General features: G+C 73.0%; 23 protein-coding genes. 16 read left to right on the top strand and 7 right to left on the bottom strand.

Annotated elements, in window-relative coordinates; all coding sequences use genetic code 11:
• Nucleotides 1-26 precede the first annotated feature (26 nt).
• Entirely contained in the window at nucleotides 27-2,159 is a 2,133-nt protein-coding gene (locus J2S66_RS18505) for a transglycosylase domain-containing protein (protein ID WP_310308410.1), read from the bottom strand.
• A 106-nt stretch (nucleotides 2,160-2,265) separates the two neighbouring features.
• Nucleotides 2,266-2,784 carry a hypothetical protein gene (locus J2S66_RS18500; protein ID WP_310308408.1) on the bottom strand — a complete coding sequence of 173 codons (519 nt, stop codon included), beginning with the start codon at nucleotides 2,782-2,784 and terminating at the stop codon, nucleotides 2,266-2,268.
• Nucleotides 2,785-3,269: 485 nt separating this feature from the next.
• Between J2S66_RS18500 and J2S66_RS18495 the strand changes: the two genes are divergently transcribed.
• Entirely contained in the window at nucleotides 3,270-3,920 is a 651-nt protein-coding gene (locus tag J2S66_RS18495; protein WP_374726203.1) for a lysozyme, read from the top strand.
• 52 nt (nucleotides 3,921-3,972) lie between these two features.
• Nucleotides 3,973-4,554, top strand: a complete 582-nt coding sequence (locus J2S66_RS18490; RefSeq protein WP_310308405.1) for a DivIVA domain-containing protein — start codon at nucleotides 3,973-3,975, stop codon at nucleotides 4,552-4,554.
• Here the strand turns inward: J2S66_RS18490 and J2S66_RS18485 are convergent.
• Genes J2S66_RS18485 through J2S66_RS18475 form a run of 3 tightly spaced genes read right to left on the bottom strand, consistent with a single transcriptional unit; the run spans nucleotide 4,514 to nucleotide 6,204 of the window.
• Complete coding sequence (locus J2S66_RS18485) at nucleotides 4,514-5,149, bottom strand: nucleotidyltransferase family protein (protein WP_310308403.1); 636 nt, start codon at nucleotides 5,147-5,149, stop codon at nucleotides 4,514-4,516. The genes J2S66_RS18490 and J2S66_RS18485 overlap by 41 nt on opposite strands.
• 4 nt (nucleotides 5,150-5,153) lie before the next feature.
• Nucleotides 5,154-5,339, bottom strand: coding sequence for a helix-turn-helix domain-containing protein (locus J2S66_RS18480; RefSeq protein WP_310308402.1), 186 nt, complete (start codon nucleotides 5,337-5,339; stop codon nucleotides 5,154-5,156).
• 37 nt (nucleotides 5,340-5,376) lie between these two features.
• Nucleotides 5,377-6,204, bottom strand: coding sequence for an alpha/beta fold hydrolase (locus J2S66_RS18475; protein WP_310308401.1), 828 nt, complete (start codon nucleotides 6,202-6,204; stop codon nucleotides 5,377-5,379).
• A 291-nt stretch (nucleotides 6,205-6,495) separates the two neighbouring features.
• Between J2S66_RS18475 and shbA the strand changes: the two genes are divergently transcribed.
• The 6 genes from shbA (at nucleotide 6,496) to J2S66_RS18445 (ending at nucleotide 13,640) form a co-directional block, all read left to right on the top strand.
• Nucleotides 6,496-7,179, top strand: a complete 684-nt coding sequence (shbA, locus tag J2S66_RS18470; protein ID WP_310308400.1) for an RNA polymerase sigma factor ShbA — start codon at nucleotides 6,496-6,498, stop codon at nucleotides 7,177-7,179.
• Between the two features lie 22 nt (nucleotides 7,180-7,201).
• Nucleotides 7,202-8,257, top strand: coding sequence for a PfkB family carbohydrate kinase (locus J2S66_RS18465; RefSeq protein WP_306746789.1), 1,056 nt, complete (start codon nucleotides 7,202-7,204; stop codon nucleotides 8,255-8,257).
• 330 nt (nucleotides 8,258-8,587) lie between these two features.
• Nucleotides 8,588-10,651 carry a transglycosylase domain-containing protein gene (locus tag J2S66_RS18460; protein ID WP_310308399.1) on the top strand — a complete coding sequence of 688 codons (2,064 nt, stop codon included), beginning with the start codon at nucleotides 8,588-8,590 and terminating at the stop codon, nucleotides 10,649-10,651.
• Between the two features lie 523 nt (nucleotides 10,652-11,174).
• Nucleotides 11,175-11,999 carry a M23 family metallopeptidase gene (locus tag J2S66_RS18455; RefSeq protein ID WP_374726095.1) on the top strand — a complete coding sequence of 275 codons (825 nt, stop codon included), beginning with the start codon at nucleotides 11,175-11,177 and terminating at the stop codon, nucleotides 11,997-11,999.
• Nucleotides 12,000-12,103: 104 nt separating this feature from the next.
• Nucleotides 12,104-13,054 (top strand): LLM class F420-dependent oxidoreductase, encoded by a 951-nt coding sequence (locus tag J2S66_RS18450; RefSeq protein WP_310308396.1) that lies wholly within the window; start codon nucleotides 12,104-12,106, stop codon nucleotides 13,052-13,054.
• A 4-nt stretch (nucleotides 13,055-13,058) separates the two neighbouring features.
• Entirely contained in the window at nucleotides 13,059-13,640 is a 582-nt protein-coding gene (locus J2S66_RS18445) for a TetR/AcrR family transcriptional regulator (RefSeq protein WP_310308395.1), read from the top strand.
• Between the two features lie 48 nt (nucleotides 13,641-13,688).
• Here the strand turns inward: J2S66_RS18445 and J2S66_RS18440 are convergent, their stop codons facing one another.
• Nucleotides 13,689-14,147, bottom strand: a complete 459-nt coding sequence (locus J2S66_RS18440; RefSeq protein WP_306746783.1) for a peroxiredoxin — start codon at nucleotides 14,145-14,147, stop codon at nucleotides 13,689-13,691.
• 121 nt (nucleotides 14,148-14,268) lie between these two features.
• On the opposite strand from J2S66_RS18440, the gene J2S66_RS18435 reads away from it, so the two are divergent.
• The 6 genes from J2S66_RS18435 to treZ all read left to right on the top strand — a co-directional run bounded on the left by J2S66_RS18435 (nucleotide 14,269) and on the right by treZ (nucleotide 23,782).
• The gene (locus J2S66_RS18435) at nucleotides 14,269-15,210 is read left to right on the top strand and encodes a LacI family DNA-binding transcriptional regulator (RefSeq protein WP_310314879.1); all 942 of its coding nucleotides are present in this window, start codon (nucleotides 14,269-14,271) and stop codon (nucleotides 15,208-15,210) included.
• Nucleotides 15,211-15,385: 175 nt separating this feature from the next.
• The gene (locus tag J2S66_RS18430; protein WP_310308394.1) at nucleotides 15,386-17,254 is read left to right on the top strand and encodes a 4-alpha-glucanotransferase; all 1,869 of its coding nucleotides are present in this window, start codon (nucleotides 15,386-15,388) and stop codon (nucleotides 17,252-17,254) included.
• Nucleotides 17,255-17,340: 86 nt separating this feature from the next.
• Nucleotides 17,341-17,685 (top strand): hypothetical protein, encoded by a 345-nt coding sequence (locus tag J2S66_RS18425; protein WP_310308393.1) that lies wholly within the window; start codon nucleotides 17,341-17,343, stop codon nucleotides 17,683-17,685.
• Nucleotides 17,686-17,736: 51 nt separating this feature from the next.
• Complete coding sequence (gene glgX, locus J2S66_RS18420; protein ID WP_310308392.1) at nucleotides 17,737-19,860, top strand: glycogen debranching protein GlgX; 2,124 nt, start codon at nucleotides 17,737-17,739, stop codon at nucleotides 19,858-19,860.
• The gene (gene treY / locus J2S66_RS18415; RefSeq protein ID WP_310308391.1) at nucleotides 19,857-22,052 is read left to right on the top strand and encodes a malto-oligosyltrehalose synthase; all 2,196 of its coding nucleotides are present in this window, start codon (nucleotides 19,857-19,859) and stop codon (nucleotides 22,050-22,052) included. Before glgX ends, treY begins: the two co-directional genes overlap by 4 nt.
• Nucleotides 22,049-23,782, top strand: a complete 1,734-nt coding sequence (gene treZ / locus J2S66_RS18410; protein WP_310308390.1) for a malto-oligosyltrehalose trehalohydrolase — start codon at nucleotides 22,049-22,051, stop codon at nucleotides 23,780-23,782. The genes treY and treZ overlap by 4 nt, the downstream gene beginning before the upstream one ends.
• Here treZ and J2S66_RS18405 read toward each other — a convergent pair.
• Entirely contained in the window at nucleotides 23,751-24,242 is a 492-nt protein-coding gene (locus J2S66_RS18405) for an ANTAR domain-containing protein (protein ID WP_310308389.1), read from the bottom strand. The two genes, treZ and J2S66_RS18405, sit on opposite strands and share 32 nt — an antisense overlap.
• A gap of 368 nt (nucleotides 24,243-24,610) precedes the next feature.
• On the opposite strand from J2S66_RS18405, the gene J2S66_RS18400 reads away from it, so the two are divergent.
• Together J2S66_RS18400 and J2S66_RS18395 are read left to right on the top strand one after the other, a co-directional pair.
• Nucleotides 24,611-24,793, top strand: coding sequence for a CsbD family protein (locus J2S66_RS18400; RefSeq protein ID WP_310308388.1), 183 nt, complete (start codon nucleotides 24,611-24,613; stop codon nucleotides 24,791-24,793).
• A 3-nt stretch (nucleotides 24,794-24,796) separates the two neighbouring features.
• Nucleotides 24,797-25,426: a UdgX family uracil-DNA binding protein gene (locus tag J2S66_RS18395; RefSeq protein WP_310308387.1), complete on the top strand. Its 630-nt coding sequence runs from the start codon at nucleotides 24,797-24,799 to the stop codon at nucleotides 25,424-25,426.
• Nucleotides 25,427-25,985 lie beyond the last annotated feature (559 nt).

Here is a 25,985-nt window from a genome sequence, read left to right as displayed (position 1 = left end):
CCAGGGGGTGCGGCCGACGCGGCGGCTCAGGGGCGCAGGTAGCGGGGCTCCACCGGCGGCAGGGGCTTCTCCGGCAGGCCCTCGTGCGCCTTGGTCATGAAGTCGAACCAGGTGCGCGCGGGCAGCGTGCCGCCGTAGATGTCGCCCTCCGCGCACAGCCGGGGCGGGCCGCCCTCGACGCAGATGCCGCGCGGCGTGACGCCGTCGTTGAAGACCTGCACGGCGCCCGCGAAGTCAGGGGTCGCGCCGATGAACGCCGCCGACTTGTACTCCTCGGTCGTGCCGGTCTTGCCCAGCGCCGGCCTGGTCCAGTTGTAGTGCTTCGCCGCCGCGGCGGCCGTGCCGCGCTCCTGGTCGTCCTCCGACAGGCCCACGGCCAGGGCGTTCGCCAGCGCCTCCGGGACGGCCTGCTCGCACGGCGGCTCGGTCACCGGCACGTCCCGGCCGTACCGGTCGGTGACCCGCAGGATCGGCGTCGGCCGGCACCACCGGCCGCCGGAGGCGATGGTGGCGGCGACGTTCGCCAGCTCCAGGGTGTTCGTCGGCGCGGGGCCCAGCGTGAACGAGGCGTTGCCCGCCGACTCGTAGAACTCCGCCTGCGAGACGCGCAGGTCCTGCCGCTCCGCCTGCGGGTTCGGCAGCACGCCCGCGATGTTCGTCGACAGCGTCTCGCGCATCCCCAGCCGCCGCGCCATGTCGATCACCGCGGCCAGGCCGACCTTCTCCTCCAGGATCACGAACCCCGTGTTGGGCGAGGTCGCGAGCGCCTGCTTCAGCGTCATCCGCGGCGGGTAGGAGCTGTCGTGGTTGGACAGGCAGTACCAGTACGTGGCCTGCTCGCCGGTCGACGGGCAGGACGGCGCGCCGCCCCGGAACACCCGCGACACGTGGCTGTTGGGCGTCTCGATCACGGTCTCGATGCCCATGCCCTTGTCGAGCGCCGCCGCCGCGGTGAACACCTTGTAGACCGACCCGGCCCCGAACTTGTTCTCCACCGCGCTCGGCAGGTCGAACTGGGTCTGGAACTCCTCCTTCTTCAGCCCGTAGTCGCGGTTCGCGACCAGCGCCACGACCTCGTGCCGGTCCCGCCCGGGGCGCACGATCGCCGCGGTGTTCGCGATGCCCGGCGTCGTCTTCGGCACCTGCGCCTCGGCGGCCTGCTTCGCCTTCTGCGTCAGCGACCGGTCCAGCGTCGTGCGCACCGTGTAGCCGCCGACCTTCAGCTGCTCCAGGTCGAACCCGTTGGTGGTCAGGTAGTTCACCACGTACGAGCAGAAGAACCCGACCTCGGGACCCGAGCCGACGCAGCCGGTGGGCAGCGGGCGCACCGGGTCGGCCAGGCCCAGCGGCGCGCGCTTGGCGACCTCGGCCTGCTCGCGCGACAGCTTCGCGTTGTCCGCCATCAGGTCGATGATCGTGTTGCGCCGCTCGACCGCCTTGTCCGGGCGGGCCTCCGGGTCGAGGAACGTCGGGCTGTTGACCAGGCCCGCGAGCAGCGCCGCCTGCGGCACCGTCAGCTTGTCGGGCGTCGTCTCGAAGTACGCCTGCGACGCCGCCGCGATGCCGTAGATCGTGCCGCCGAACGGCACCACGTCCAGGTAGCGGGTGAGGATCTCGTCCTTGGTCAGCTCCGCTTCCACGTGCATCGCGATCCGCGCCTCGCGCAGCTTGCGCGTGATCGTCTGCTCCTGCGCCTCGGCCTGACCGCCCTTGTCCTCCCGCTCCAGCACGTGCACCAGGTAGTTCTTCACGTACTGCTGGGTGATCGAGGACGCGCCCTGGGTGACCTGGCCCTCCGACTGGTTGCGCATCGCCGCCCGGACCGTGGCCAGCCAGTCGACGCCGGCGTGCTCGTAGAACCGGCGGTCCTCGGCCGAGATCAGCGCGTCCTTCATCACCTGCGCCACCCGGTCGGCCGGGGTGAGCACGCGGTACTGGTCGTAGATGTAGGCGAACGGCACGCCGTCCTTGTCGGTCACCGTCGTCATCAGCGGCGGCGGCTGGTCGAGCAGCCGGACCGAGGTGGCGGCGACCTGGTCGCTGACGCGGTTGGACGCGAGGCCCGCGCCGCCCACGACCGGCAGCGCCATCCCGGCGACCAACAGGCCCGCCACGAGGCAGAGACCGGCGAGCTTGGCGATGCTGTCCGCGGTGCGCATGGGCCGGGGGTCGGCCGCGTCCCGGGGGAGAAAACCCCGGTTGGAACGGGTTCACCGCAATCAGCGACACCCCCCGGGTGGAAATCGTCACCGCGGGCGCGGAATGTCACGCTGCGTCGGACCGGGTGCCGGCGGGGACGTCCGCCGGCACGCCCTCCGGGGCGATCTCCGGGGCGATCTCCGGAATGATCTCCGGAATGATCTCCGGCACGATCCCGGAAACGCTCGCGGGTGCGTCCGGAATGACCTCCGGCGCGTCGCGCCGCGGTTCCGCGCGGGTGGACGCGGCGCTCGCCAGGTCGGCCGCGTGGCGCATCGCGGCGGCGTGCAGGGCGGTGAGCGACAGCGCGTCCGCCTCGACGCCGGGATCGCGGTCGTCACCCGCCAACCGGCGCTCGGCCGTCGCGTAGACCACGCTCTCGGTGGCCGCGCCGAGCCGCCGCGCCAGGAACGCCACCGCCCTCATCAGGCGTTCCGCCTGCTCCTCGGTGATCGGCACGACGCGCGGCGGGTCCTCGTCGCCCAGCGCGACGCCGAAGTCGGCCCGGCACGCCAGCGTCCGGTCCCACACCCCGGCGGCCTCGTGCAGCGACTCGATGAACGGCTCCCAGTCGACTCGGCTCATGGCACTCACCTCTCGTGCGTTGCGCATCCGGTGAGTGCCCACAAACGCAGTGCCACACACCGATGTTCACCGCCACGTGGAATTGACCGACGCGAGTGGTGACCACCGGTGCACCGGAAATACTGAAGATGTCATTCGGACGGGTGGCAAAACGGTTTTCGCGTTGCAGCCGAGTCGGCCGGTGGTAGCCGGGACCGAGCACCACGGCACGGCGAGCGGGCGTGCCGCGGGGGAGAAGTCCGCGTCCCAGGGAGGAACATCCGATGCAAAGGCACAGATGGGTGACCGCGCTCGTGCTGCTCTGCCTCACGGCGGTCGGTCTCACGGGACAGCCCGCCGGGGCCGACCGCGCGGGGGCCGACCGCGCCGGGCCCGGGCACGCCGGGGTGGTGGACCGGCAGCAGGCCCCCCGGCCTGCCGCACGGCAGGCCGGGGAGGGCGAGGACCACGCGGCCGGCTCGCAGATCGCCCTGCACGAGGGCGTCATGGCCGGCGTGACGGCGTTGACGACCACCGGCCCGACCGTCGCCGGCATGGACGTCAGCAGCCACCAGGGCGACGTGGACTGGGACCACTGGTGGGCCCAGGGCAAGCGGTTCGCCTACGTCAAGGCCACCGAGGGCACCGGGTACCGCAACCCGTACTACGACCAGCAGTTCCACGGTTCCCACCGGGTCGGGATGCTCCGCGGCGCCTACCACTTCGCGCTGCCCGACCGGTCCGACGGCGTCACCCAGGCGAACTACTTCGTCGACCACGGCGGCGGCTGGACGGCCGACGGGACGACGCTGCCCGGCGCGCTGGACATCGAGTACAACCCCTACGGCGATGACACCTGCTACGGCCTCGCGCCGGACGCCATGGTGACCTGGATCAGGCAGTTCACCGACACCTACCGGGCGCGGACCGGCCGCGCCCCGATGATCTACACGTCCACGCTGTGGTGGGACCGGTGCACCGGTCGGGCGGGCGACTTCAGCGCCGGCCCGGTGTGGGTGGCGCGGTACGCGGACAGCGTCGGCCCGCTGCCGCACCCGTGGACGGCGCACGCCATCTGGCAGCACTCGTCCACCCCGATCGACCAGAACCTGTTCAACGGCACGCCGGACGACCTCCTGGCACTGGCCAGGGGTTGACCCGCGGCCTCGGCCGGAACGGCGGCACGCCATGCACATCGACGAGTTCCCCGTGAGCACGTCCTTCCCCACCCGGTGGCGCGGCTACGACCGGGCCGAGGTGAACGCCGAGCTGGAGCGGTTGCGCCAGGAGCTGGAGGTGCTGCGGATCGACCGGGACGCGGCCTGCGCCACCGTCGACGACCTGACCCGAGAGCTGGAGGAGGCCCGCAGCGAGCTGGGCGAGTACCGCGTGCTGCACGCCGGCTACGCCAAGGACAACGCGGTGTCCGGGTGCATCCGCTACCTGATGCACGTGGCGCGGCAGAAGGCCGACGCGTTCGAGACCGACGCCCGCGAGCGCAGCGAGCAGATGCTCAAGCGCGCCGAGGAGGTCGCCCGGCGGCAGGTGGTGCTGCTCGACCAGACCGAGCAGGAGACGCAGCGCCGCCTCGCCGAGGCCGAGGAGCGGGCGCGGGAGATCGTGCGGGCCGCCACGGCCGAGGCGCAGGCCCTGCTGGCCGGCGCCGGGCGGCCCGACGTGCCCGACCGGTGGACCGCCGACACCGCGCCCGCCGCCATCGACCTGCCGCTCGACCTGCCGGGACCCCGCGTCACCTCGGGTCCGCTGCCGGTGGTGCGGCCCGAGGACTGACCCCCGAGGACGGGCTACGGGGGTCGGGGGGCGGCGGCAGGTCCTCGGGCCGGTCCACGTCCGCGCCGTCCGCCACGTCACCGCACGGCACGTCGAGGGCGCGGTGCGCGCGCAGGTAGCCGCGCGCGCCCGCGTCGCCGGTCGCCGACGCCGCCGCACCCGCCCAGTGGTCGGCGCCGATCAGCACGGGGTGGCCCGGCGCGCCGCCGTAGGAGGCGCGCGCCAGCGCGGTCCGGGACGCGAGGGCCACGAGCCGCGCGACGGCCGCCGCGGTGACCCCGGGCGTGTCCACCGGCAGCACGACGACGGCGTCCGCGCCCAGCCCGGGCAGCACGGCCAGGCCCGCCCGCAGCGACGAGCCCATGCCGGTGGCCCAGTCGGGGTTGTCCACGACGACGCGGCGCGCCAGCGACGCCCGTTCCCGCACCTCGGGCGCGGACGCGCCGAGCACCACGACGACGGGGGCGCAGCCGGCGGCGTCGAGCACGGCGCAGGTCCGGTCGACCCACGGCACGCCGTCCGACGACACCAGCGCCTTGGGCGCCCCGAAGCGCCGCCCGGCGCCCGCGGCGAGCAGCAACCCCACGACCCGCACGGGGTCACACTAGGGCCTGGTGCCCCTTCAGCTCGGTGCGGCTAGTCACGGCCAGCTTCCGGTAGACCCTGGTGAGGTGCTGCTCCACCGTGCTCACGGTGATGTGCAACCGCATCGCGATCGCCCGGTTGCTGTGGCCACACGCGGCGAGGGTCGCGACCCTGCGCTCCGAGTAGGTCAACTCCGTCATACCCGGGAACACGGCAGCACACCGTCGGTGGTTCAACCTACGGGGAGAGATGCTCCAGGAGGAGTGACGTGAGCAGTTCCGGGACCTGCTCCGGCACCCAGTGCGACACGTCCTCCAGCATCTCGAACCGGTACGGCCCGGTCACCCAGTCGCCGGTCGCCAGCGCCGCCGTCGAGCCGAACGCCACGTCCTCCGTGCTCCACGCGTACAGCGTCGGCACCGTGACCTTCCCGGCCCTCCCGCCGGGCCGCCCGGCCCGGTACCAGTTGAGGGCCGCGGTCAGCGCGCCCGGCTCGGACAGCCGCCGCACGTACTCGTCGACGCGGCTCGGCGGCACCCGCCACTCGAACATCTGCCGCAGCGCGGCGGCGTCGTCGGCGAGCATCCGCCGCTCGGTGTTCGAGTTGCGCCACTCGGTCATGTAGCCGGACCGCAGGTGCTGGTCCTCGTCGGTGCGCAGCGCCTCGGCCAGCGCGCCGGGGTGCGGCGTCGACACCACGGCCAGCGTGCGCAGCCGCTCCGGGTGCCCCTCCGCGACCCACCACGCCACCGCGCCACCCCAGTCGTGCCCCACCAGGTCGAAGGTCGACCAGCCGAGCGAGTCGGCCACCGCGAGCACGTCCCCGACCAGCGCCTCGATCCCGTAGTCGGCGGGCCGCTCCGGCCGCACGCCCGGCGAGTAGCCGCGCTGGTCGAACGCCACCGCCCGGAACCCCTCGCGGCCCAGCACCGCCACCTGGTGCTCCCACTCGACCGCCGCCTCCGGGAAGCCGTGCAGGAACAGCACCGGGCGGCCGTCCTCCGGGCCCGCGGCGATCGCGTCGAACACGCCCTCGTCGGTCTCCACACCCAGCTGCTCGATCACCGTGGTCCAGTCCCCTCCGTCGGCCGGTCGGTCGTCCGGACATCCTCCCGTGCTCCGGAGTGGGGTCACGTCTGGGCCACCCGGGCGGCGCGAGGTTCGGCAGGGTGAGGCAACGGTCCTCGGCATTGAGCCGAACGGCTCATATCCTCCCTCGGTCGGGTGCTGTTCCCACCATGCGGACCACGATCGTGGTCAGCTTTGGCGGATTTCGTATCAGGATTGCCCGTTCGTGCTCCTCATCAGTGAGCCGGGGTGGGCCGGAAGGCATGCGAACGTGGAGGAGGTCGCCGGATGGTGCAGCACGCATCCGTGCGAGCTGACGTCGAGGTCGGTGTCGGTGTCGGGGCACCCGGCCGTCCCGGGGTGAGGTTGGTGGCCGGAGGGGGGACCGACCGGGTGACGGCCCAGTGGTTGGCCGAGGCCGAACTGGCCGAGCTGGTGGACGAGGCCCTCTCGGGCGACCCGCGCGCCACGGGGCAGCTGCTGGCGCGCATCCAGCCGCTCGTGCTGCGCTACTGCCGCGCCCGCGTCGGCTCCCGCGAGCGCACGCTCGTGTCGGCCGAGGACATCGCCCAGGAGGTGTGCCTAGCCGTGGTGTCGGCGCTGGGCAAGTACAAGTACGAGCCCGGCTCGTTCCTGGCGTTCGTCTACGGCATCGCCGCGCACAAGGTCGCCGACGCCCGAAGACGCGCGGTGCGCAGCCGCTCCGAGGTCGTGCCCGAACTGCCCGACACCCCCGCGCTGGAGGACGGTCCCGAGCAGCGGGCCGTGAACGGCGAGATGATCGGCCACATCACGCAGCTGCTGCGGAAGCTGCCCGACCGGCAGCGGGAGATCCTCGTGCTGCGGGTCGCCGTGGGCCTGTCCGCCGAGGAGACCGCCGCCGCCGTCGGCTCCACACCGGGCGCCGTGCGGGTCGCCCAGCACCGGGCCCTGGCCCGAATGCGCGAGATGTTCGCGGCTGTCGACGGCTGAACGCGCCTGGCATCGTGTGGGCATGGCACCGCCGTCGCCACCGCACCCGCCCCTGCCCGAACCCGAGTTCGACGTGCTGCTGTCCGGGACGGTGTTCCTGGACATCATCTTCACCGGCCTGCCCCGGCCGCCCGCGCCGGGCACGGAGGTGTGGGCCGAAGGGCTGGGCTCGTGCCCCGGGGGCATCGCCAACCTCGCCGTGGCGCTGAGCCGGCTCCAGCTGCGCACGGCCCTGTCCGCCGCGTTCGGCGAGGACGCCTACGGCGACTTCTGCTGGGAGGTCCTCGCCGATCAGGAGGGCGTCGACCTGGGCCACTGCCGCCGCTTCTACGGCTGGCACTCGCCGGTCACCGTGTCCATGGCGATGGACCGCGACCGGTCCATGGTCACCCACGGCCACCGGCCGCCCGTGTCCGCCGACGAGATGCTCGACCCGCCGCCGTGCACCCGCGCCGCGTTCGTGCACGTCGGCGCGGACGACGAGCGGTGGGTGTGGGCGGCCAAGGAGCGGGGCGCGCTGCTGTTCGCCGACATCGGCTGGGACCGCACCGGGGTCTGGGCGCCCGAGCTGCTGCGGCGGCTCGACGGCTACGACGTGTTCCTGCCCAACGACGTGGAGGCGCAGCACTACACCAGGAGCGACACGCCGGAGCGGGCCGCCGCCGCGCTGGCCGAGCAGGTGCCCGTGGTGGTGGTGACGCGCGGTGGCGGGGGAGCGGTGGCGGTCGACTCGTCCACCGGCGAGCAGGTGGACGTGCCGGGGCTCAACGTGGCCGCGCTGGACTCCACCGGCGCCGGTGACGTGTTCGGCGCGGGGTTCGTGCTCGGCACGCTCGCCGGGTGGCCGCTGGAGCACCGGGTGCGGTTCGCGAACCTGTGCGCCGCGCTGTCGGTCCAGCACTTCGGCGGCTCGCTGTCGGCGCCGGGGTGGGGCGACATCGCCGCCTGGTGGCGGACCGTGTCGCGGCGCGGCGAGCCGGAGCTGCGCCCGTACGGGTTCCTGGAGGACGTGCTGCCGCACGGCGCGGGCGCCGAGGTGCGGCGGGCGAGCGCGACGATACGGCTCCGCTCCACCTGATCGCCACCCCGCGCCACTCGAACACCTGTTCGGAACCGGGGTGGTGCCCCCGTGTCGCGGCGCGGGGTGAGGTCGGTCACCCGCCGTGCCCGGGCGGCTCGTCCGTCCGGGCCGGCGGGGTTTCGGACCGGCCCGGATCGGGCAGGAGTAACTTCGACGACTGTCGTCGAAGATCGACCCCGTGATTTTGCTCCTCGCCCGCGAGCAACCTGCGGTGGTCGTCGTGCGACTTAGTCAACGGGGGTATCCCGCGGGGTTGTGGAAGGGGTTGCTGGTTCAGTGTTCGCCGCGCGCGCGACAGGTCTGGTCAAGTTGGCGGGGTTGTGCCTCATGGCGGGGGTGCTCCTCGCGGCGCTGCTCTTCCCCGTGGTGGGCGGCCTCGGACTGGCCTCCAACCGGGCGGCCGACACCGTCGACCAGACCTCGGCCGAGCTGACCGAGGCCGAGCTGCCGCTCGTGTCCACCGTGCTGGACATGAACGGCCAGCCCATCGCGTACCTCTACGACCAGTACCGCATCCCCGTGCCGTCCGAGGGCATCGCCGACACGATGAAGGCCGCGATCATCGCGATCGAGGACAAGCGGTTCTTCGACCACGCGGGCGTCGACTGGCAGGGCATCGCCCGCGCCGCCGCCAAGGCCGGTGTGGACGGCGAGACGTCCCAGGGCGCCTCGACGCTGACCCAGCAGTACGTGAAGAACTACCTGGCGTTCGTCGTCGGCAAGGGTTCCGAGGAAGCCTACGAGAAGGCCACCGAGGCGACGATCGGCCGCAAGATCAGCGAGGCGCGCATCGCCACGCAGCTCGAGCAGAAGATGACGAAGGACGAGATCCTCACCGCGTACCTCAACGTCGTCCCGTTCGGCAACGGCACCTACGGCGTCGGTGCGGCGGCCCGCACCTACTTCGACACCACGCCCGACAAGCTGACCGTGCCGCAGGCCGCGATGCTGGCCGGCCTGGTCAACGAGCCGAGCCGGCTCAACCCGGGCGCCGACCCCGACCCCGCGATCAAGCGGCGCAACACCGTGATCGACAAGATGCTGGAGAACGGCGCGTTCGGCTCGGACGAGAAGGTCGCCAAGGAGAAGGCCGACGAGGCCAAGGCCGCGGACATCGGCGTCGTGCCCAACCTGAGGTTGCTGCCCAACGGCTGCGTCGGCGCGGGTGACGGCCCGGTCTACGGCTTCTTCTGCCGCTACCTGGTCGACTACCTCGACCGGTCGGGCCTGCCCGTGGACGAGATCCTGCGCGGCGGCTACACCATCCACAGCACCATGGACCCGGTCGCGACGCGCGCCGCGAAGGAAGCCGCCGAGTCCCAGGTGCCCAAGACCCAGCCGGGCGTGGCCAACGCGATGGCCGTCGTGCAGCCGGGCGCGGACAAGCACCGGGTGCGGGCGCTGGCGGCCAACCGAGACTTCGGCAACAACGCCGAGGCCGGGCAGAGCGCCTACTCCATCCCCGCCGAGGTGACGAAGTTCGGCGCGGGCTCGATCTACAAGGTGTTCACCGCGGCCGCCGCGCTGGAGCGGGGCGTGACCGGCATCGACCGGCAGATCGACGTGCCGGAGACCTACACGTCCCGGGTCTACAAGGACGGCAACAAGGGCTACACGGTCAAGAACTCCGGCAAGTACCCGGAGAAGATGAGCCTGACCCAGGCGCTCGCGCAGTCGCCGAACACCGGGTTCATCATCCTGGAGGAGAAGGCCGGCCTGAACAACGTCGTGGACATGGCCCACCGGCTCGGCCTGCGCGAGTCGATGCAGGGCGTGAACAACGCCGGCGACCCGCTCAAGGCGGACGGTTCCAACGGCCCGTCGCAGGGCGACGTCTACAAGCGCGACAACAGCGGCTCGTTCACCCTGGGCGCCGGCCCGACCAGCATCCTGGAGCTGTCGAACGTGGCCGCGACGATCATGAGCGGCGGCAAGTGGTGCCCGCCGACCCCGGTCGAGCAGGTCACGGACCGCAACGGCAAGCCCGTGCAGCTCAAGGAAGCCGCGTGCGACCAGGCCGTGGCGCCCGAGGTGGCGAACGCCCTGGCCAACGGCATGAGCGCGGACACGAAGCCCGGTGGCACGGCCGCCGCCGCGGCGGCCGGCTGGGACCGCCCGATGATCGGCAAGACCGGCACGACCGAGAACCACTGGTCGGTGGCGTTCATGGGCGCGACCCCGCAGTACGCCGGCGCGGTCATGACCTTCACCGACGGCGTCGCGCCGCAGGTCATCTGCAGCGGCAGCCCGCCCCGCCTGTGCGGCACCAACGACGCGGGCGGCGTCTTCGGCGGCCAGGTGGCGGCGCCGACCTGGTTCAACGCGATGCGGGTGATCCACGACGGCAAGCCCGTCGAGCAGCTCCCGCCGGTGGACCCCCGCTACCGCTAGAACCGCTGGTCACCGGCTGTCCGCCACGCCGGGACCGAGATCGCCGACAGGACCCGCGCCGTTCGTGGCGCGGGTCCTGTCGCGTTCGCGCCCGCCGCCTCACAGCAACCCGTGCTACGGGGTCTCCGACCTGCACTTCTCGCGACCCGATCACCGCGTTCCATAACGACAGGTTGCGGAACCTGCGCGTATCTGAACACGCTGGGTAGTCATAAGTGGGGTATCTCACGAACAACGCCCAGGAGTTGCGCCGACGCTTGCCTCTCCCGGTTACCTCCGGTTACGTTCCCTGCCGCATGTCACGGTTCGGTCACCAAAGGGACACGGCGCCGCTCCCCGAAAGCGGCTCCCCCTGGTTCCCCCGCCAGGCGTCCCCGAACCGGGCTCCCCGATGCAGGAAGGCACAACCTTGGCTCGGCACTCGAAGGCCAGTGGTCGCCGCGCGTTCGCGGCCCCCCCGAGGACCACCGGCCGATCCGGCGCCCACCGCGTGGATTGCGACAGGTTCCCCGTCACCGGTCGCGTGGCGGCCGCGGTCGTCGCGGTGGGCACGCTCACCACCGGTGTCGGCGCGGCCGGCGGTTTCGGCTCCGACTCCGGTGACACCCGGTTCATCCCCCTCGGCGCCGGCCCCGAACTGGCCGCCGCCCTCGTGCACAGCTCCGCACCCCGGGCTACCCCGGTCGCGACGGTTCACACCGTCGAACCCGGGTTGGAGACCGCGAAGCTCATGCGCTCCGAGGCGCTCTACGCGCGGCAGCACGTGGACCGGGCGATCAGGCAGGCGTCCGACGGCTACACCGCCCGCCAGGCCGAGTTGAAGCGGCAGCAGGACGAGCAGGCCGCGAAGGACGCCCAGGCGGCGGCGGACGCGCAGGCGGTGAAGGACGCGCAGGCCGCGCAGGACGCCGAGAACGCGCGGATCGCCACCGAGCAGGCCGCTGCCGCCGTCGCGGCGCGCCCGAAGGCCGTCAAGCCGGCCCAGGGCGCGTTCACGTCCGGCTTCGGCGCGCGCTGGGGCACCACCCACTACGGCGTGGACATCGCCAACGCCATCGGCACCCCGATCCTCTCCGTCCAGGACGGCGTGGTCGTCGAGGCGGGAGCCGCCTCCGGCTTCGGCCTGTGGGTGCGCGTCCAGCACGACGACGGCACCATCACGATCTACGGCCACGTGAACGAGATCCTCGTGTCGCAGGGGCAGCGGGTCGCCGCCGGCGACCAGATCGCCACCATGGGCAACCGCGGTCAGTCCACCGGCCCCCACCTGCACTTCGAGGTGTGGATCGGCGGCTCGCAGAAGATCGACCCGATCGGGTGGCTCGGCGAGCGCGGCATCACCCTCTGACACCTCCGCACCGGAGCGGGCTCGGCGATCCCCGCCGAGTCCGCTTCGGCATACCGACTGGTCGGTACCTACGGTACGGTGGCCGGGAGCTGAGGAGGCGAACAGTGGGCCGTTGGGGAATCACGCTGCCGTTGACCGGGGTGCCCGTGCTCGACCACCGGGAGTCGGTCGCCGAACTGGCCGATCTGGGCTACACCGACGTGTGGTCGGCCGAGACCGCCGGCACGGACGCGTTCACACCGCTGGCCCTGGCCGCGCAGTGGGCGCCGACGCTCCGGCTGGGCACCGCGATCACCCCCGTCTACACGCGCGGGCCCGCGACGCTCGCCATGACGGCCGCCACCCTCGCCGAGGTGTCCGGCGGGCGGTTCGTGCTGGGCATCGGGTCGTCGTCGCCCGCCATCGTGCAGCGGTGGAACGGCGTGGAGTTCGCCGAGCCGTTCAAGCGGACCCGGGACACGCTGCGCTTCCTCAAGGCCGCGCTGGCCGGCGAGAAGGTGACGCGGGAGTACGACACGTTCGCCGTGCGCGGCTTCAAGCTGGAGCGCGCCCCCGAGCGACCCGTGCCGATCATGCTGGCGGCGCTGCGGCCGGGCATGCTGCGGCTGGCCGGGCGGGAGGCCGACGGCGCCATCACCAACTGGCTCGGCGCGGACGACGTGCCCCGGGTCCGCGAGGAGCTGGGCGAGGGCGAGCTGGCCGCGCGGATCTTCGTCTGCCCGACCGAGGACGCGGACGCGGCGCGCGCGCTGGGGCGCATGCTGATCAGCACGTACCTCACCGTGCCCGCCTACGCGGCCTTCCACGAGTGGCTGGGCCGGGGCGGGGCGCTGCGCCCCATGAACGAGGCGTGGGCGGCGGGCGACCGGCGCGGCGCCGGCGCGCTCGTGCCCGACGAGGTGGTCGACCAGCTGGTCGTGCACGGCAGCGTCGACGAGTGCCGCGCGCACGTCGCGAGGTACGCCGCCAACGGGGTCGACACGCCGATCATCGCCCTGCTGCCCACCGGCGCCGACCAGCGCGACCTGGTGCGCGCCCTGGCGCCGGGGGTCTGACGCGGTGGCACGCGGGACCAGGGCCACGCCGGAGCGCATCGTCGGCGCGGCCGTGCGGCTGTTCGCGGCGAAGGGGTTCGACGCGACGACCGTGCAGGAGGTGGTGGAGGCGGCGTCGGTCACCAAGGGCGCGCTCTACCACTACTTCGGGTCGAAGGACGACCTGCTCCTGGAGATCTACCGGTCCCTGATCGGCCGCCAGATGGCGGAGCTGGACGCGATCGTCGCCCGGGGGCTGGACGCGGGGGCGGCGGTCCGGCGCATCCTGGTCAGCCTGGTGGAGACCACCGCGGAGAGCGTCGACGAGACCGCCGTGTTCGTGCGCGAGATGCACCGCCTCGACGCGGAGCGGATGGCCGAGTTCCGGGCGGAGCGGCGGCGCTACCACGAGACGTTCCGCGAGGTGGTGGAGCGCGGGCAGCGCGACGGCGTGTTCGGCGACCGCGTCCCCGCCGACACCGTCGTGCTCATCGCGCTGGGCGTGGTCAACCAGTTGCCGACCTGGTACCGGCCGGACGGCCCCAAGTCGCCCGCGGGGCTGGGGACCGAGATCGCGGACTTCGTCCTGGCCGGCCTGCGGCCCTGACCGGCCAGGCCCCTCGACCACCGGCCCCCGACCGCCGGGGTCGGGTGGTCAGCGCCGGTCGCGGTCGCGCAGGACGGCCAGGGCCTTGTCCGCGTGGGCGTTCATGGCGAACTCCGACCTGATCACCTCGACCAGGGTCCGGTCGGTGTCGATCACGAACGTGTGCCGCTTCACCGGCAGCGGGCCGAAGCGGCGCTTGACGCCGAACCCCGCCGCGACCCCGCCGTCCGCGTCGGACAGCAGCGGGTAGTCGAAGGCGTGCCGGGTGGCGAACTCCTTCTGCCGCTCCACCGCGTCCGTGCTGATCCCCACCCGCTGCGCGCCGACCTCGGCGAACTCGGCCGCCAGGTCGCGGAAGTGGCAGCTCTCCGCCGTGCAGCCGGCCGTCATCGCCGCCGGGTAGAAGAACAGCACCACCGGGCCGTCCGCCAGCAGGGACGACAGCGAACGCGGCGTGCCGTCCTGGTCGGGGAGGGTGAAATCGGGGACCACGTCGCCGGGCTTCATCGCGGCGTCCTTCCACAGGTCGGTCAGGCGGGGACGAACGGGTGTCGATCACGTCGCGCGGGGTCAACCGTACGGTTCTCGCTAGGCTCGTACCAGGTCGGGAGGTGTCGAGTTGACGAGCATGTCCGACGTCGCGCGTGCCGCGGGGGTGTCCGCCGCCACGGTGTCGCGGGCGCTGCGCGGCGAGCCCGGGGTGTCCGAGGCCACCCGCCGGTACGTGACCGAGGTCGCCAAGCGCATGCGGTACGCGATCGCCCGGGACGCGTCCACCCTCGCGGGCGGCAGGCGGTACGCGGTGGCCGTGCTGACCGCCGACGTGGCGCGCGGCGACCTGCTCGCCGGCGCGGAGGGCGCGCTGCGGCAGGCCGGCTACGACGTGCTGCTCTACGGGCTGCGCGACGACGCGGCGCGGACCAGGTTCTTCGAGGACGAGCTGCTCCCGCTCGGCAGGCGCGTGGACGGCGTGCTGGCCCTGAACGTGGGCCTCACCGCCACCGAGGACGCCGCGCTCGCCGCGCTCGACGTGCCGGTGGTCGCGGTCGGCCCCGACGATCTGCGCGAGGCGCTGGGCCTGGCCGCCCGCCACCTGGCCGGCCTCGGGCACCACGACGTGGCCCTGGTGCTCGGCGAGGACGTCGACGAGGCGCACGAGGCCGCCCTGGTCGCCGAGGGACTGCGGGTGCGTCCCGAGTGGACTCTGTGGTCGTCGCCGACGGTTCCCGGCGGCGAGCAGGTGGCCGAGGTGCTGCTGGACGGCGAGCGCCTGCCGACCGCGGTGATCAGCGCCAGCGGCGAGGTGGCGCTGGGCGCGCTGCTGCGGTTGCGCCGCGACGGCCGGGCCGTGCCGGGCGACGTGTCGGTCCTCAGCCTGGAGGGCGCCGACCTGACCCGGGCGATGGGCATCACCGCCGTCGAGGGCGCCTGGCGGGAGCGCGGTGAGCACGCCGTCCGGGTCCTCCTCGCCGCCCTGCGCGGCGAGGACGACGCGGAGCAGCGCGGACCGGGGCCGCGGCTGGTCCAGCGGGACTCCACCGGCCCCCCGCCCCACCACCCCGCGCGGTGAAGTCGCCGGTGCGCCGATCCGGTTCGACCGCACCGGTTCGGCGGGCTGGTTTGACGGAGCTGGTTTGACGGTGGCGCAACCGGGCCATTAACCACGGGGAACTTCCTGCAACCATCGGGTGACCAGGCCGTACCGACCTGGCCGCGCACCGGCAGAGGAGACGAAGCTGTCCAGCGTGGACGACGAGCTCGCGGCACTGGCCGAGGCCCACGGCGTGGCCACCTACTACGAGGACGCCGGGCAGCGCCGCGCGGACGTCGACGCCGACGTCGTGGTGGCCGTCCTCGCCCAACTCGACGTGGACGCCTCCACGCCCGAGGCGGTCCGGCGCGCCCTCGACGCACCGAAGCGGCCGCCGCGCACCGTGGTGCTCACCGAGGGCGAGGTCCTGGACGGGCCCGGCACGGTCCGGTTGGAGGACGGCGGCACGCGCGAGCTGCCCGCCGCGCTGCCCGTGGGCTACCACCGGACGGGCGACCGCACCGTCATCGTCGCCCCCGCCCGCCTCGACCCGGTACCGCGCGCGTGGGGCTGGATGCTCCAGCTGTACGCGGCCCGCTCGACCGGGTCGTGGGGCATGGGCGACTTCGCCGACCTCGCCACCCTGGCCCGGCGCAGCGCCGAGGAGTTGGGCGCGGGCGTGCTGCTGGTCAACCCGGTGCAGGCGGTCAGCCCGACCACGCCGGTCGAGCGCTCGCCGTACTCACCGGCCAGCCGCCGCTACGCCAACCCCCTCTACCTGCGGGTGGCGGACGTCCCGGCCTACCGCGACGCCCCGTCGGAGCTGCGCGCCGAGATCGACGCCCTCAACCCCGGCAACGACACCGAGCTGATCGACTACGACGCCGTGTGGACCGCCAAGGCCCGCGCGCTGGAGCTGCTCTGGCAGCGGGTCGAGCACCGGGCGCCCGAGGGCGAGCTGGAGGGCTTCGCCCGGTTCTGCGCGCTGGCCGAGGTGCACGGCCCGGACTGGCGCGAGTGGCCCGAGGAGCAGCGCGACCCCGCCACCGCGACCCCCGACCCGGAGCGGGTGGCGTTCCACGCGTGGCTCCAGGAGCTGTGCGAGCGGCAGCTCGACGACGCGCGCCGGGCCGCCCACGACGCGGGCATGGCGGTCGGGGTCGTGCACGACCTGCCGGTGGGCGTGCACCCCGGCGGCGCGGACACGTGGGCGGTGCGCGACGCGTTCGCCGCCGACGTCACGGTGGGCGCGCCACCCGACGCGTTCAGCCAGCTCGGCCAGGACTGGAACCTGCCGCCGTGGCGGCCCGACCGGCTCGCCGAGCAGGGCTACGAGCCGTTCCGCCAGGTGGTGCGCAGCGTGCTGCGGCACGCCGACGGCATCCGCATCGACCACGTGGCCGGCCTGTGGCGCCTGTGGTGGATCCCGCCGGGCGAGCCGCCCACGCGCGGAACGTACGTGCACTACGACGCGGACGCGATGCTCGCCGTGCTCAAGGTCGAGGCGAGCCGGGCGAACGCCGTCGTGGTGGGGGAGGACCTGGGCACGGTCGAGCCGAAGGTCACCGAGGCGCTGCACCGCAACGGCATGCTCAGCTCCGCCGTGCTGTGGTTCCAGCGCGAGTGGGAGCTGCCCGGCCACCCGCTCATCCCGCCCGGGAAGTGGACCGCCTCGACCATGGCGAGCATCTCCACGCACGACCTGCCCACGGCCGCCGGTTTCCTGGCCGCGGAACACGTTCGGGTGCGGGCCGAACTGGGGCAGTTTGAAGGGTCCGTGGACGGGGAATACGAGGCAGCCGCGCGTGAGCGCGCGGAGCTGGTCGAACTGCTCGGACAAGAGGGTGTGCCCGCCGATGACCTGGTTGCCGCGTTCCACGCCCTCCTCGCGAAGGCCCGTTCGGTGCTGGTGCTGACGTCGCCCCAGGACGCGCTGGGTGAGACCCGGCAGCCGAACCTGCCGGGGACCACGGACCAGTACCCCAACTGGCGCATCCCGCTCCCGGTCGCGCTCGACGGGTTGTTCGAGGACCCTGGTGTGCGTCGGGTCGCGGCGGCGCTCGCGGCGGGGCGTGGCCGATGATCCGCGACGAGCGCGTCACCGCGGGTCGCCCACCTGCGGAGTATGGTCTGGCAGTCACCCGTCATGGTTGGAGGTGGCGTTCACCCGTGAACACCGAACTGGTGTCCCGCACCGGGCTGTTGCCCGAGTTGCCCGAGCAGATGATCCCGTCGACCCCCGGCGACGCGCTCGAAGTCGCCGTCGAGAGGGTCCTCGCGGCGGTCCGCCCGTCCGACCCCGCGGATGCCCGGTCGGGCGCCCACCACGCGGAGGAGTCCCTGCGGGACGCCCTGCGCCGCACCGACGCCGGCGCCGACGCGGCCCTCCGCCAGGCCGTGGCCTGCGCCGAGGCGGCCGCCGAGCACCTGCGCTACCTGGAGCTCCAGGAAGCCCGCCTGCTGCTGGTCGCGGCACGCGGGCAGCTCACCAGGTCCCACGCCGCCCGACCGTGACGGAAAACGGTAGGGGTCGGTAAGTCCCAGCTCGTCCGGAGGAAAAACCCTGTGCGGCCCTGGCCCGGTACTCCCTACCCGCTCGGCGCGACCTACGACGGCGTCGGCACGAACTTCACCCTCTTCTCGGAGGTCGCGGACTACGTCGAACTGTGCCTGTTCGACGACGACGGGACCGAGACGCGCGTGCGGCTGCCCGAGGTGGACGGCTTCGTCCACCACGGCTACCTGCTCGGCGTCGCCCCCGGTCAGCGCTACGGCTACCGGGTGCACGGCCCGTACGACCCGGAACGGGGTCTGCGGTGCAACCCGAACAAGCTGCTCATCGACCCGTACGCCAAGGCGATCACCGGCGAGCTGGAGTGGCACGAGTCGCTGTTCGGTTACCCGTTCGGGTCGCCGGACGAGCGCAACGACCAGGACTCGGCGGGCCACGTGCCCCTGTCGGTCGTGGTCAACCCGTTCTTCGACTGGGCGAACGACCGCCCGCCGAAGACCCCCTACAACGAGACGGTGATCTACGAGGCCCACGTCAAGGGCCTGACCATGCAGCACCCGGAGATCCCGCAGAGCCTGCGCGGCACCTACGCGGGCCTGGCGCACCCGGCCATCGTCGACCACCTCAAGAGCCTCGGCGTGACGGCGATCGAGCTGATGCCCGTGCACCAGTTCGTCACCGACCACGGCCTCCAGGAGAAGGGGCTGCGCAACTACTGGGGCTACAACACCATCGGCTTCTTCGCGCCGCACGAGGACTACTCGGCGCTGAGGGACAACGCGGGCCAGGTGCAGGAGTTCAAGGGCATGGTCCGCGCCCTGCACGAGGCGGGCATCGAGGTCATCCTGGACGTGGTCTACAACCACACCGCCGAGGGCAACCACCTGGGGCCGACGCTGTCCATGCGCGGCATCGACAACCAGGCGTACTACCGGCTGGTCGAGGACGACCAGAAGTTCTACATGGACTACACCGGCACCGGGAACTCGCTGAACGTGCGCAGCCCGCACACGCTCCAGCTGATCATGGACTCGCTGCGCTACTGGGTGACGGAGATGCGGGTGGACGGGTTCCGCTTCGACCTCGCCGCGACCCTGGCCCGCGAGTTCTACGACGTGGACCGGCTGTCCACGTTCTTCGACCTCGTGCAGCAGGACCCGGTGGTCAGCCAGGTCAAGCTCATCGCGGAGCCGTGGGACGTCGGGCCCGGCGGCTACCAGGTCGGCAACTTCCCGCCGCTGTGGACGGAGTGGAACGGCAAGTACCGCGACACGGTGCGGGACTTCTGGCGCGGCGAGCCGGCCACGCTCGGTGAGTTCGCCTCCCGCATCACCGGGTCGTCGGACCTCTACAAGGACGACGGGCGGCGACCGTACGCGTCGGTCAACTTCGTCACCGCGCACGACGGCTTCACCCTCAACGACCTGGTGTCGTACAACGACAAGCACAACGAGGCCAACGGCGAGGACGGCCGCGACGGCGCCGACGACAACCGGTCGTGGAACTGCGGCGTCGAGGGCCCCACCGACGACCCCGAGGTCAACGGGCTGCGGGTCCGCCAGCAGCGGAACATGCTGGCCACGCTGCTGCTGTCGCAGGGTGTGCCGATGCTGCTGCACGGCGACGAGCTGGGGCGCACCCAGCAGGGCAACAACAACGCCTACTGCCAGGACACCGAGCTGTCCTGGGTGGACTGGACGCTGGTCGAGAAGAACCGCGAGCTGGTCGACTTCACCTCGGCGCTCACCGAGTTCCGCAAGCAGCACCCCGTGCTGCGGCGCCGCCGGTTCTTCGCCGGCAAGCCCATCCGCAAGGGCGATGAACTGCGCGATATCGCCTGGTTCACACCTTCGGGTGAAGAAATGCAGGAGCAGAACTGGGATGACGGCTTCGGCAAGTGCATCGTCGTGTTCCTCAACGGCGAGGGCATCCCGGACCTCGACCAGCGCGGCATGCGGGTGCTCGACGACTCGTTCCTGCTCGCGTTCAACGCCCACCACGAGGACATCGAGGTGACGCTGCCCGAGGAGGGCTACGGCGCGCAGTGGACGCCCGTGGTGGACACCGCCACCGGCGCCGTGACCAGCCCCGAACTGGGCGAACCGGTGCCCGCCGGCGGCACGGTCACGCTGACCGCGCGGTCCCTGGTCGTGCTCCAGCGGACGGGGCAGGAATGAGCGGGCAGGGGATGACGCCGCCCGGTCCGGGGGCGCCGTCCTCCACGTACCGCCTCCAGTTCACGCCCGACTTCACCTTCGCCCACGCGGAGGCGGTCGTCGACTACCTCGACGCGCTCGGCGCGGGCGCGCTGTACGCGTCGCCGCTGCTGGAGGCCGTGCCCGGCTCCACCCACGGCTACGACGTGACCGACCCGACGAAGGCCCGCGAGGACTTCGGCGGCGAGGCCGGGCGGGTCGCGCTGAGCAAGGCCGTCACGCGGGCCGGCCTCGGGTTCGTGGTGGACGTCGTGCCCAACCACATGGCCGTGGAGAACGGGCAGGTCAACCCGTGGTGGTGGGACGTCCTCCAGCACGGGCGGTCGTCGAGGTACGCGAAGTACTTCGACATCGACTGGGACTCGGGGCCGCTGAAGCTGCCGTTCGCCGGCGACGAGGCCTCCGAGGAGCACCACGAGCACTACGACCTGGTGTTCTGGCGGCGCGGCAACACCGAGCTGAACTACCGCAGGTTCTTCGACATCACCACGCTCGCCGCGGTCCGCGTCGAGGACCCCGAGGTGTTCGACGCCACCCACGACGAGGTGCTGCGCTGGGTGGCGGCGGGCGAGGTCACCGGCCTGCGCGTCGACCACCCCGACGGCCTGGCCGACCCCGGCGGGTACGTGCGGCGGCTCAAGGAGCGCTCCGGCGCGTGGGTGGTCGTGGAGAAGATCCTCGGCGCCGACGAGCCGCTGCCCGTCGGCTGGCCCGCGGAGGGCACGACGGGCTACGACGCGCTGCGCGAGGTGTGCGGGCTGTTCGTCGACCCGGCCGGCGAGGCCGGGTTCACCGCCCTGGCCGAGGAGATGGGCGTGCCGACGGACTTCCACGCCGTCGAGCGGGAGTGCCGGGACCTGGTGACCCGCACGATCCTGCGCGCCGAGGTGCGGCGCATCGCGGCGCTGGTCGACCACCCCGACCGCGACGCCGCCGAGCGCGCCGTCGCCGAGGTCATGGCCGGCTTCCCCGTCTACCGCTCCTACCTGCCCGAAGGGCTCGACGCGTGGCAGGCCGCGGTCGCCTCGGCCACGTCGCCCGCGGCCCGCGCGCTGGACGAGCAGGTCCGCGCCGACCCGGGCGGCGAGCTGGCCACGCGCATCCAGCAGACGTCGGGCATGGTCGTCGCCAAGGGCACCGAGGACACCGCGTTCTACCGGTTCACCCGGTTCGTGGCGCTCAACGAGGTCGGCGGCGCCCCCGACCGGTTCGGCGTGCCCGTCGAGGAGTTCCACCAGCGGGCCGCGCGCCGCGAGGCCGCCCACCCGCACGCCATGACGGCGCTGTCGACGCACGACACCAAGCGGTCCGAGGACGTGCGGGCCCGCCTCGCGGTGCTCTCCGAGATCCCCGACGAGTTCGCCGAGCACGTGCGCCGGTGGACCGCCGCGCACCCGATCGACGAGCCGTCGCTGAACGCGCTGGCCTGGCAGTCCCTGGTCGGCGCGTGGCCCATCACCGCCGACCGGATGCGCGCCTACCTGGACAAGGCCGCCAAGGAGGCCAAGGTCCGCACGACCTGGACCGACCACGACGAGGAGTTCGAGGCGGCCGTCGCCGCGTGGCCCGACGAGGTGCTGGACGGGCCGGTGGCCGCCGAGGTCGCCTCGTTCGTCGACCGCGTCGTGGAGGCCGGCTGGTCCAACGCGCTCGGGCAGAAGCTCGTGCAGCTCACCGCACCGGGCGTGCCCGACGTCTACCAGGGCACCGAGCTGTGGGACCTGTCGCTGGTCGACCCGGACAACCGGCGGCCGGTCGACTACGAGGTGCGGCGGCGGCTGCTGGCCCGGCTCGACGAGGGCTGGCTGCCCGACGTGGACGACTCCGGCGCGGCCAAGCTGCACGTCGTGCGCCACGCGCTGCGGCTGCGGCGCGAACGGCCGGAGCTGTTCCGCGGTTACCGGCCGCTGCCCGCCGCCGGACCGGCCGCGCCGCACGCGGTCGCGTTCGAGAGGACCGGCCTGGTCGCCGTCGCCACCCGGCTGCCCGTGGGCCTGGTCGAGGCGGGCGGCTGGGGCGGGACCGTGCTGCCGCTGCCGCCGGGGGAGTGGACCGACGTGCTCACCTCCCGCTCCGGGCTCGTGGGCGCACCCCCGCTGGCCGACCTGCTGGACCGCTACCCGGTGGCCCTGCTCGTGCGAGGAGACCAGTGACCTACTCGGTGTGGGCGCCGTCGCACGACCGCGTCCAGGTCCGCGTCGACGGCCGTGACCACGAGATGACCGCCGGCGCGGGAGGGTGGTGGCACGCCGACGTCCCCGGCGGGGACGCGCCCGGCACGGACTACGCGTTCGTGCTGGACGGCTCCGGCGAGGCCCTGCCCGACCCGCGCTCGGCGTGGCAGCCCGACGGCGTGCACGGCCCGTCCCGCGTCTACGACCACTCGGCGTTCGCCTGGACCGACGCGGCGTGGACCGGGCGCGCCCTGCCCGGCGCGGTCGTCTACGAGCTGCACATCGGCACGTTCACGCCCGGCGGCACGTTCGACGCGGCCGTCGAGCGGCTCGACCACCTCGTGGACCTCGGCGTCACGCACGTCGAGGTCATGCCGGTGAACTCGTTCGACGGCACCGCCGGCTGGGGCTACGACGGCGTGCTGTGGGGCGCGGTGCACGAACCCTACGGCGGGCCCGACGGGTTCAAGCGGTTCGTCGACGCCTGCCACGCGCGAGGTCTCGCCGTGCTGCTGGACGTGGTCTACAACCACCTCGGGCCGTCTGGCGCCTACCTGGACCGGTTCGGGCCGTACTTCGCGGGCAGCAACGACTGGGGGCCCGGCCTCAACCTCGACGGCGAGGGCGCCGACGAGGTGCGCCGGTACGTGGTCGACAACGCGCTGGGCTGGCTGCGCGACTTCCACGTCGACGGGCTGCGGCTGGACGCCGTGCACGCGCTCGTGGACCGCAGCGCGGTGCACCTGCTCGAACAGCTGGCCGTCGAGGTGGACGCGCTGTCGGCGGGCCTGGCCAGGCCGCTGACCCTGATCGCCGAGTCCGACCTCAACGACGCCCGCCTGGTCACCGCGCGCGAGGCCGGCGGGTACGGGCTGCACGCCCAGTGGGCCGACGACCTGCACCACGCGCTGCACGTGGCGCTCAGCGGCGAGACCGCGGGCTACTACCCCGACTTCGAGGGGCAGCTGGCCCGGACGCTGCGCGGGACGTTCCTGCACGCGGGCACGTGGTCCTCGTTCCGGGGCCGCCGGCACGGCCGCCCGGTCGACCCCAGGCTGCCCGGCTACCGGTTCCTGGCCTACCTCCAGAACCACGACCAGGTCGGCAACCGGGCCACCGGCGACCGGCTGTCGGCGACGGTGCCGTGGCAGCGGCTCGCGGTGGGCGCGGCGATCGTGCTGTGCTCGCCGTACACGCCGATGATCTTCATGGGCGAGGAGTGGGCGGCGAGCACGCCGTGGCAGTTCTTCGCCTCGTTCCCCGACCCGGAGCTGGCCGAGGCCGTGCGCACCGGGCGGCGGCGCGAGTTCGGCCGGCACGGGTGGGGCGAGTCCGAGGTGCCCGACCCGATGGACCCGGAGACCGTGCGCCGGTCCACGCTGGAGTGGGACGAGCTGGCCGAGACCGGCCACCGGGAGCTGCACCGCGTGTACCGGGAGCTGATCCGCCTGCGGCGGTCGCGGCCCGAGCTGGCCGACCCGGGACTCGACCGGTTCGAGGTGCGCGAGGAGGGCTCGGCGCTGGTCCTGCACCGGGGCGACCTGCGGGTCGTGGCCAACCCGGGGCAGGAGGCCGTGGTCGACCTCGACGTCGAACCGGGGGAGCTGCTGCTCGCATCCGACGGGGTGGAGGTGGTCGGGCGGGCCGTGCGCCTGCCCGCCGACTCCTTCGCCGTCGTCACGCCTCGGGCAGCCAACCGACCTCGGTGAGCTTCTCCGCGAGCAGCCGGCCGGCCAGCGTGACCTGGTCGGCCAGCTGTCTTCGCACCTCGGGCCGTTCGTCGTCGGACTGCCGGGCGGCGTCGTACGCGGCGACGAGCTGCCGCGCCGCGTGCACCACGTCCACGCCCGGCCACTCGGACGCGGCGACCAGGCCGTTGGACTCGCCCGGGTGGTGCACCGCGCGCACGGCCTGGCGCGGTCCGAGCTCGACGGACAGGTCGAGCAGCTTCAGGGCGATCGTGTGCAGTTTCACGTTGTGGTGCTGCGACATGCGCACGAGCAGCTGGAAGCCCTCCTGGGGCGTGCACCCCTGGACGGCGGAGATCAGGCCGGTGGCCTGACCGATGACCGTGCGCGTCTGCACGGCCTTGCGCAGCCCCACCACCTCGGCCTCGAGGCTGGCGATCCGCGCGGTCAGCGAATCGTCTCGGCCGTTGTCCCCGACCACGGTCGGGCTCCTCTCTCGCACGTCGGCAAACCGGTAGCCAGGCCAGCGGTGCGAGAACTGCGGACACGCGGGTGCCAGCACCGGCAAGCCCACAGCTCTCGCTGACCCTCGTGCCCTCGCGGGCCCCCGGGGGTGGCTTGCGGCTGGCTTTTCAACCGCGTAGACGATCACCGTAGTAGAGGGGGGCCGGCCGGGTGCAACTGGACTGCCCCCTCCGTGGCGGTCGAACCCCCGCGCGCGTCGTGCGGTAAGACCCTGACCTGTGGTTATGGCCCGGCTCCAGGAGGGCGACCTCCGCGCTCGGGGTTTCCCGCCAGGGGTGGCGGGTATCCCCGGAGGAGTACGGGAGTCGAGCGAAGGGATGCGGCATGGGCGCCGACGAGAAGTTCGACAACAAGGCCGAAGAGCTCAAGGGCAAGGCCAAGGCGGCGGTCGGTGACGCCACCGACAACGAGCAGTGGCAGGCCGAGGGCCGCGCCGAGCAGGCCAAGGGCTCCCTCAAGCAGGCGGCCGAGAAGGTTAAGGACGCCTTCCGCGCCGGTGACAAGTAGGTCATGACGGGCAAGCGGGCCGACAGCGCCGCCTCGTTCGTGCCGGAGGGCGCGGACCTGGCGGCGCTGCGCCGCGCGGCCGCGTCCTGCGAGGGCTGTCGGCTCCACGTCCCCGCGACGCGGACGGTGTTCGGCGCCGGACCGCCCGACGCGCGGCTGGTGCTGGTGGGCGAGCAGCCCGGCGACGTCGAGGACCGCGAGGGCGAGCCGTTCGTCGGCCCGGCGGGCCGCCTGCTCGACAAGGCACTGGCGGAGACCGGCCTGGACCGCGCGGGCGTGTACCTGACCAACGCGGTCAAGCACTTCAAGTTCGAGGAGCGCGGCAAGCGCCGCATCCACAAGTCACCCACGAGGGGCGAGGTCGTCGCCTGCCTGCCGTGGCTGGAGGCCGAACTGGCGCAGGTGGAGCCGGACCTGGTCGTCTGCCTGGGCGCGACGGCCGCGAAGGCGGTCCTGGGGACGTCGTTCAAGGTCACCGAGCAGCGCGGGCTGCTCCAGCACGTCGGCGAGCAGGCGGTCATCGCGACCGTCCACCCGTCCGCGATCCTGCGGGCACCCGACCGCGATGAGGCGTACCGGGGTTTCGTGGCCGACCTCCGCGTCGTGCACGATCACCTGTACGCGTCTTCGTGACGCCCGTTCGTGTGGTCTGCTCGTGCGTTCCGCGTTCCGTGACGACCCCGGAACGTGAAACGGCCCCCTGACCACTTCCCGCACCGGGGTGCGGGCCGAGCTGGACTGGGCTCGGGGTCACGGGGGCCGGGTGGCTGCCTGGGATTCGCCCAGACCACCTTGGGAAAGGCCGGTCCTAGCGGACAGCCACCTCACGTCGAGTCCTGCAGCTATACAACTTCGGACCACCTCCTTCCTCGTGTACCACGAACCTATGCGAGGTCCGCGGGACCGTGCAACGTGATTTGCGCTCCGATCGGGAACGGGGTGCCGGTGCCCGCGCCCCGGGTACCGGGGCCCTCTCCTGCGGGGGTCCGTTCGACCGCACCGCCCCCTCCCCGGTGGACTCGGGTCGCCCGCTCCTGCCCGGCTCGACCGACGGGTCGTGGGGCGCGAACCGGGTTCGGCGGAGTCGAAGACCTGTTCCGGTCGTTCATCGTGAGGGGATTCGTCGGCGCGACACGGGAGCGTGGTCCGGACGGCCGGAATCCCGTTGCGCGCGGGAGCCGGGGCGTGCCGC

This window comes from Saccharothrix longispora, assembly GCF_031455225.1.
GTDB classification, from domain to species: domain Bacteria; phylum Actinomycetota; class Actinomycetes; order Mycobacteriales; family Pseudonocardiaceae; genus Actinosynnema; species Actinosynnema longispora.
Note: the sequence above shows the minus strand (reverse complement) of the source record. Positions and strands in the feature narration are given on the sequence as shown.

What these genes read in the sequence shown, in the direction of transcription:
- J2S66_RS18505 (WP_310308410.1), bottom strand. Translation starts at nt 2,159, where the DNA reads ATGCGCACCGCGGACAGCATCGCCAAGCTCGCCGGTCTCTGCCTCGTG.
- J2S66_RS18500 (WP_310308408.1), bottom strand. Translation starts at nt 2,784, where the DNA reads ATGAGCCGAGTCGACTGGGAGCCGTTCATCGAGTCGCTGCACGAGGCC.
- J2S66_RS18495 (WP_374726203.1), top strand. Translation starts at nt 3,270, where the DNA reads ATGGCCGGCGTGACGGCGTTGACGACCACCGGCCCGACCGTCGCCGGC.
- J2S66_RS18480 (WP_310308402.1), bottom strand. Translation starts at nt 5,339, where the DNA reads ATGACGGAGTTGACCTACTCGGAGCGCAGGGTCGCGACCCTCGCCGCG.
- shbA (WP_310308400.1), top strand. Translation starts at nt 6,496, where the DNA reads ATGGTGCAGCACGCATCCGTGCGAGCTGACGTCGAGGTCGGTGTCGGT.
- J2S66_RS18465 (WP_306746789.1), top strand. Translation starts at nt 7,202, where the DNA reads ATGGCACCGCCGTCGCCACCGCACCCGCCCCTGCCCGAACCCGAGTTC.
- J2S66_RS18460 (WP_310308399.1), top strand. Translation starts at nt 8,588, where the DNA reads ATGGCGGGGGTGCTCCTCGCGGCGCTGCTCTTCCCCGTGGTGGGCGGC.
- J2S66_RS18440 (WP_306746783.1), bottom strand. Translation starts at nt 14,147, where the DNA reads ATGAAGCCCGGCGACGTGGTCCCCGATTTCACCCTCCCCGACCAGGAC.
- J2S66_RS18435 (WP_310314879.1), top strand. Translation starts at nt 14,269, where the DNA reads ATGTCCGACGTCGCGCGTGCCGCGGGGGTGTCCGCCGCCACGGTGTCG.
- treY (WP_310308391.1), top strand. Translation starts at nt 19,857, where the DNA reads ATGAGCGGGCAGGGGATGACGCCGCCCGGTCCGGGGGCGCCGTCCTCC.
- J2S66_RS18400 (WP_310308388.1), top strand. Translation starts at nt 24,611, where the DNA reads ATGGGCGCCGACGAGAAGTTCGACAACAAGGCCGAAGAGCTCAAGGGC.
- J2S66_RS18395 (WP_310308387.1), top strand. Translation starts at nt 24,797, where the DNA reads ATGACGGGCAAGCGGGCCGACAGCGCCGCCTCGTTCGTGCCGGAGGGC.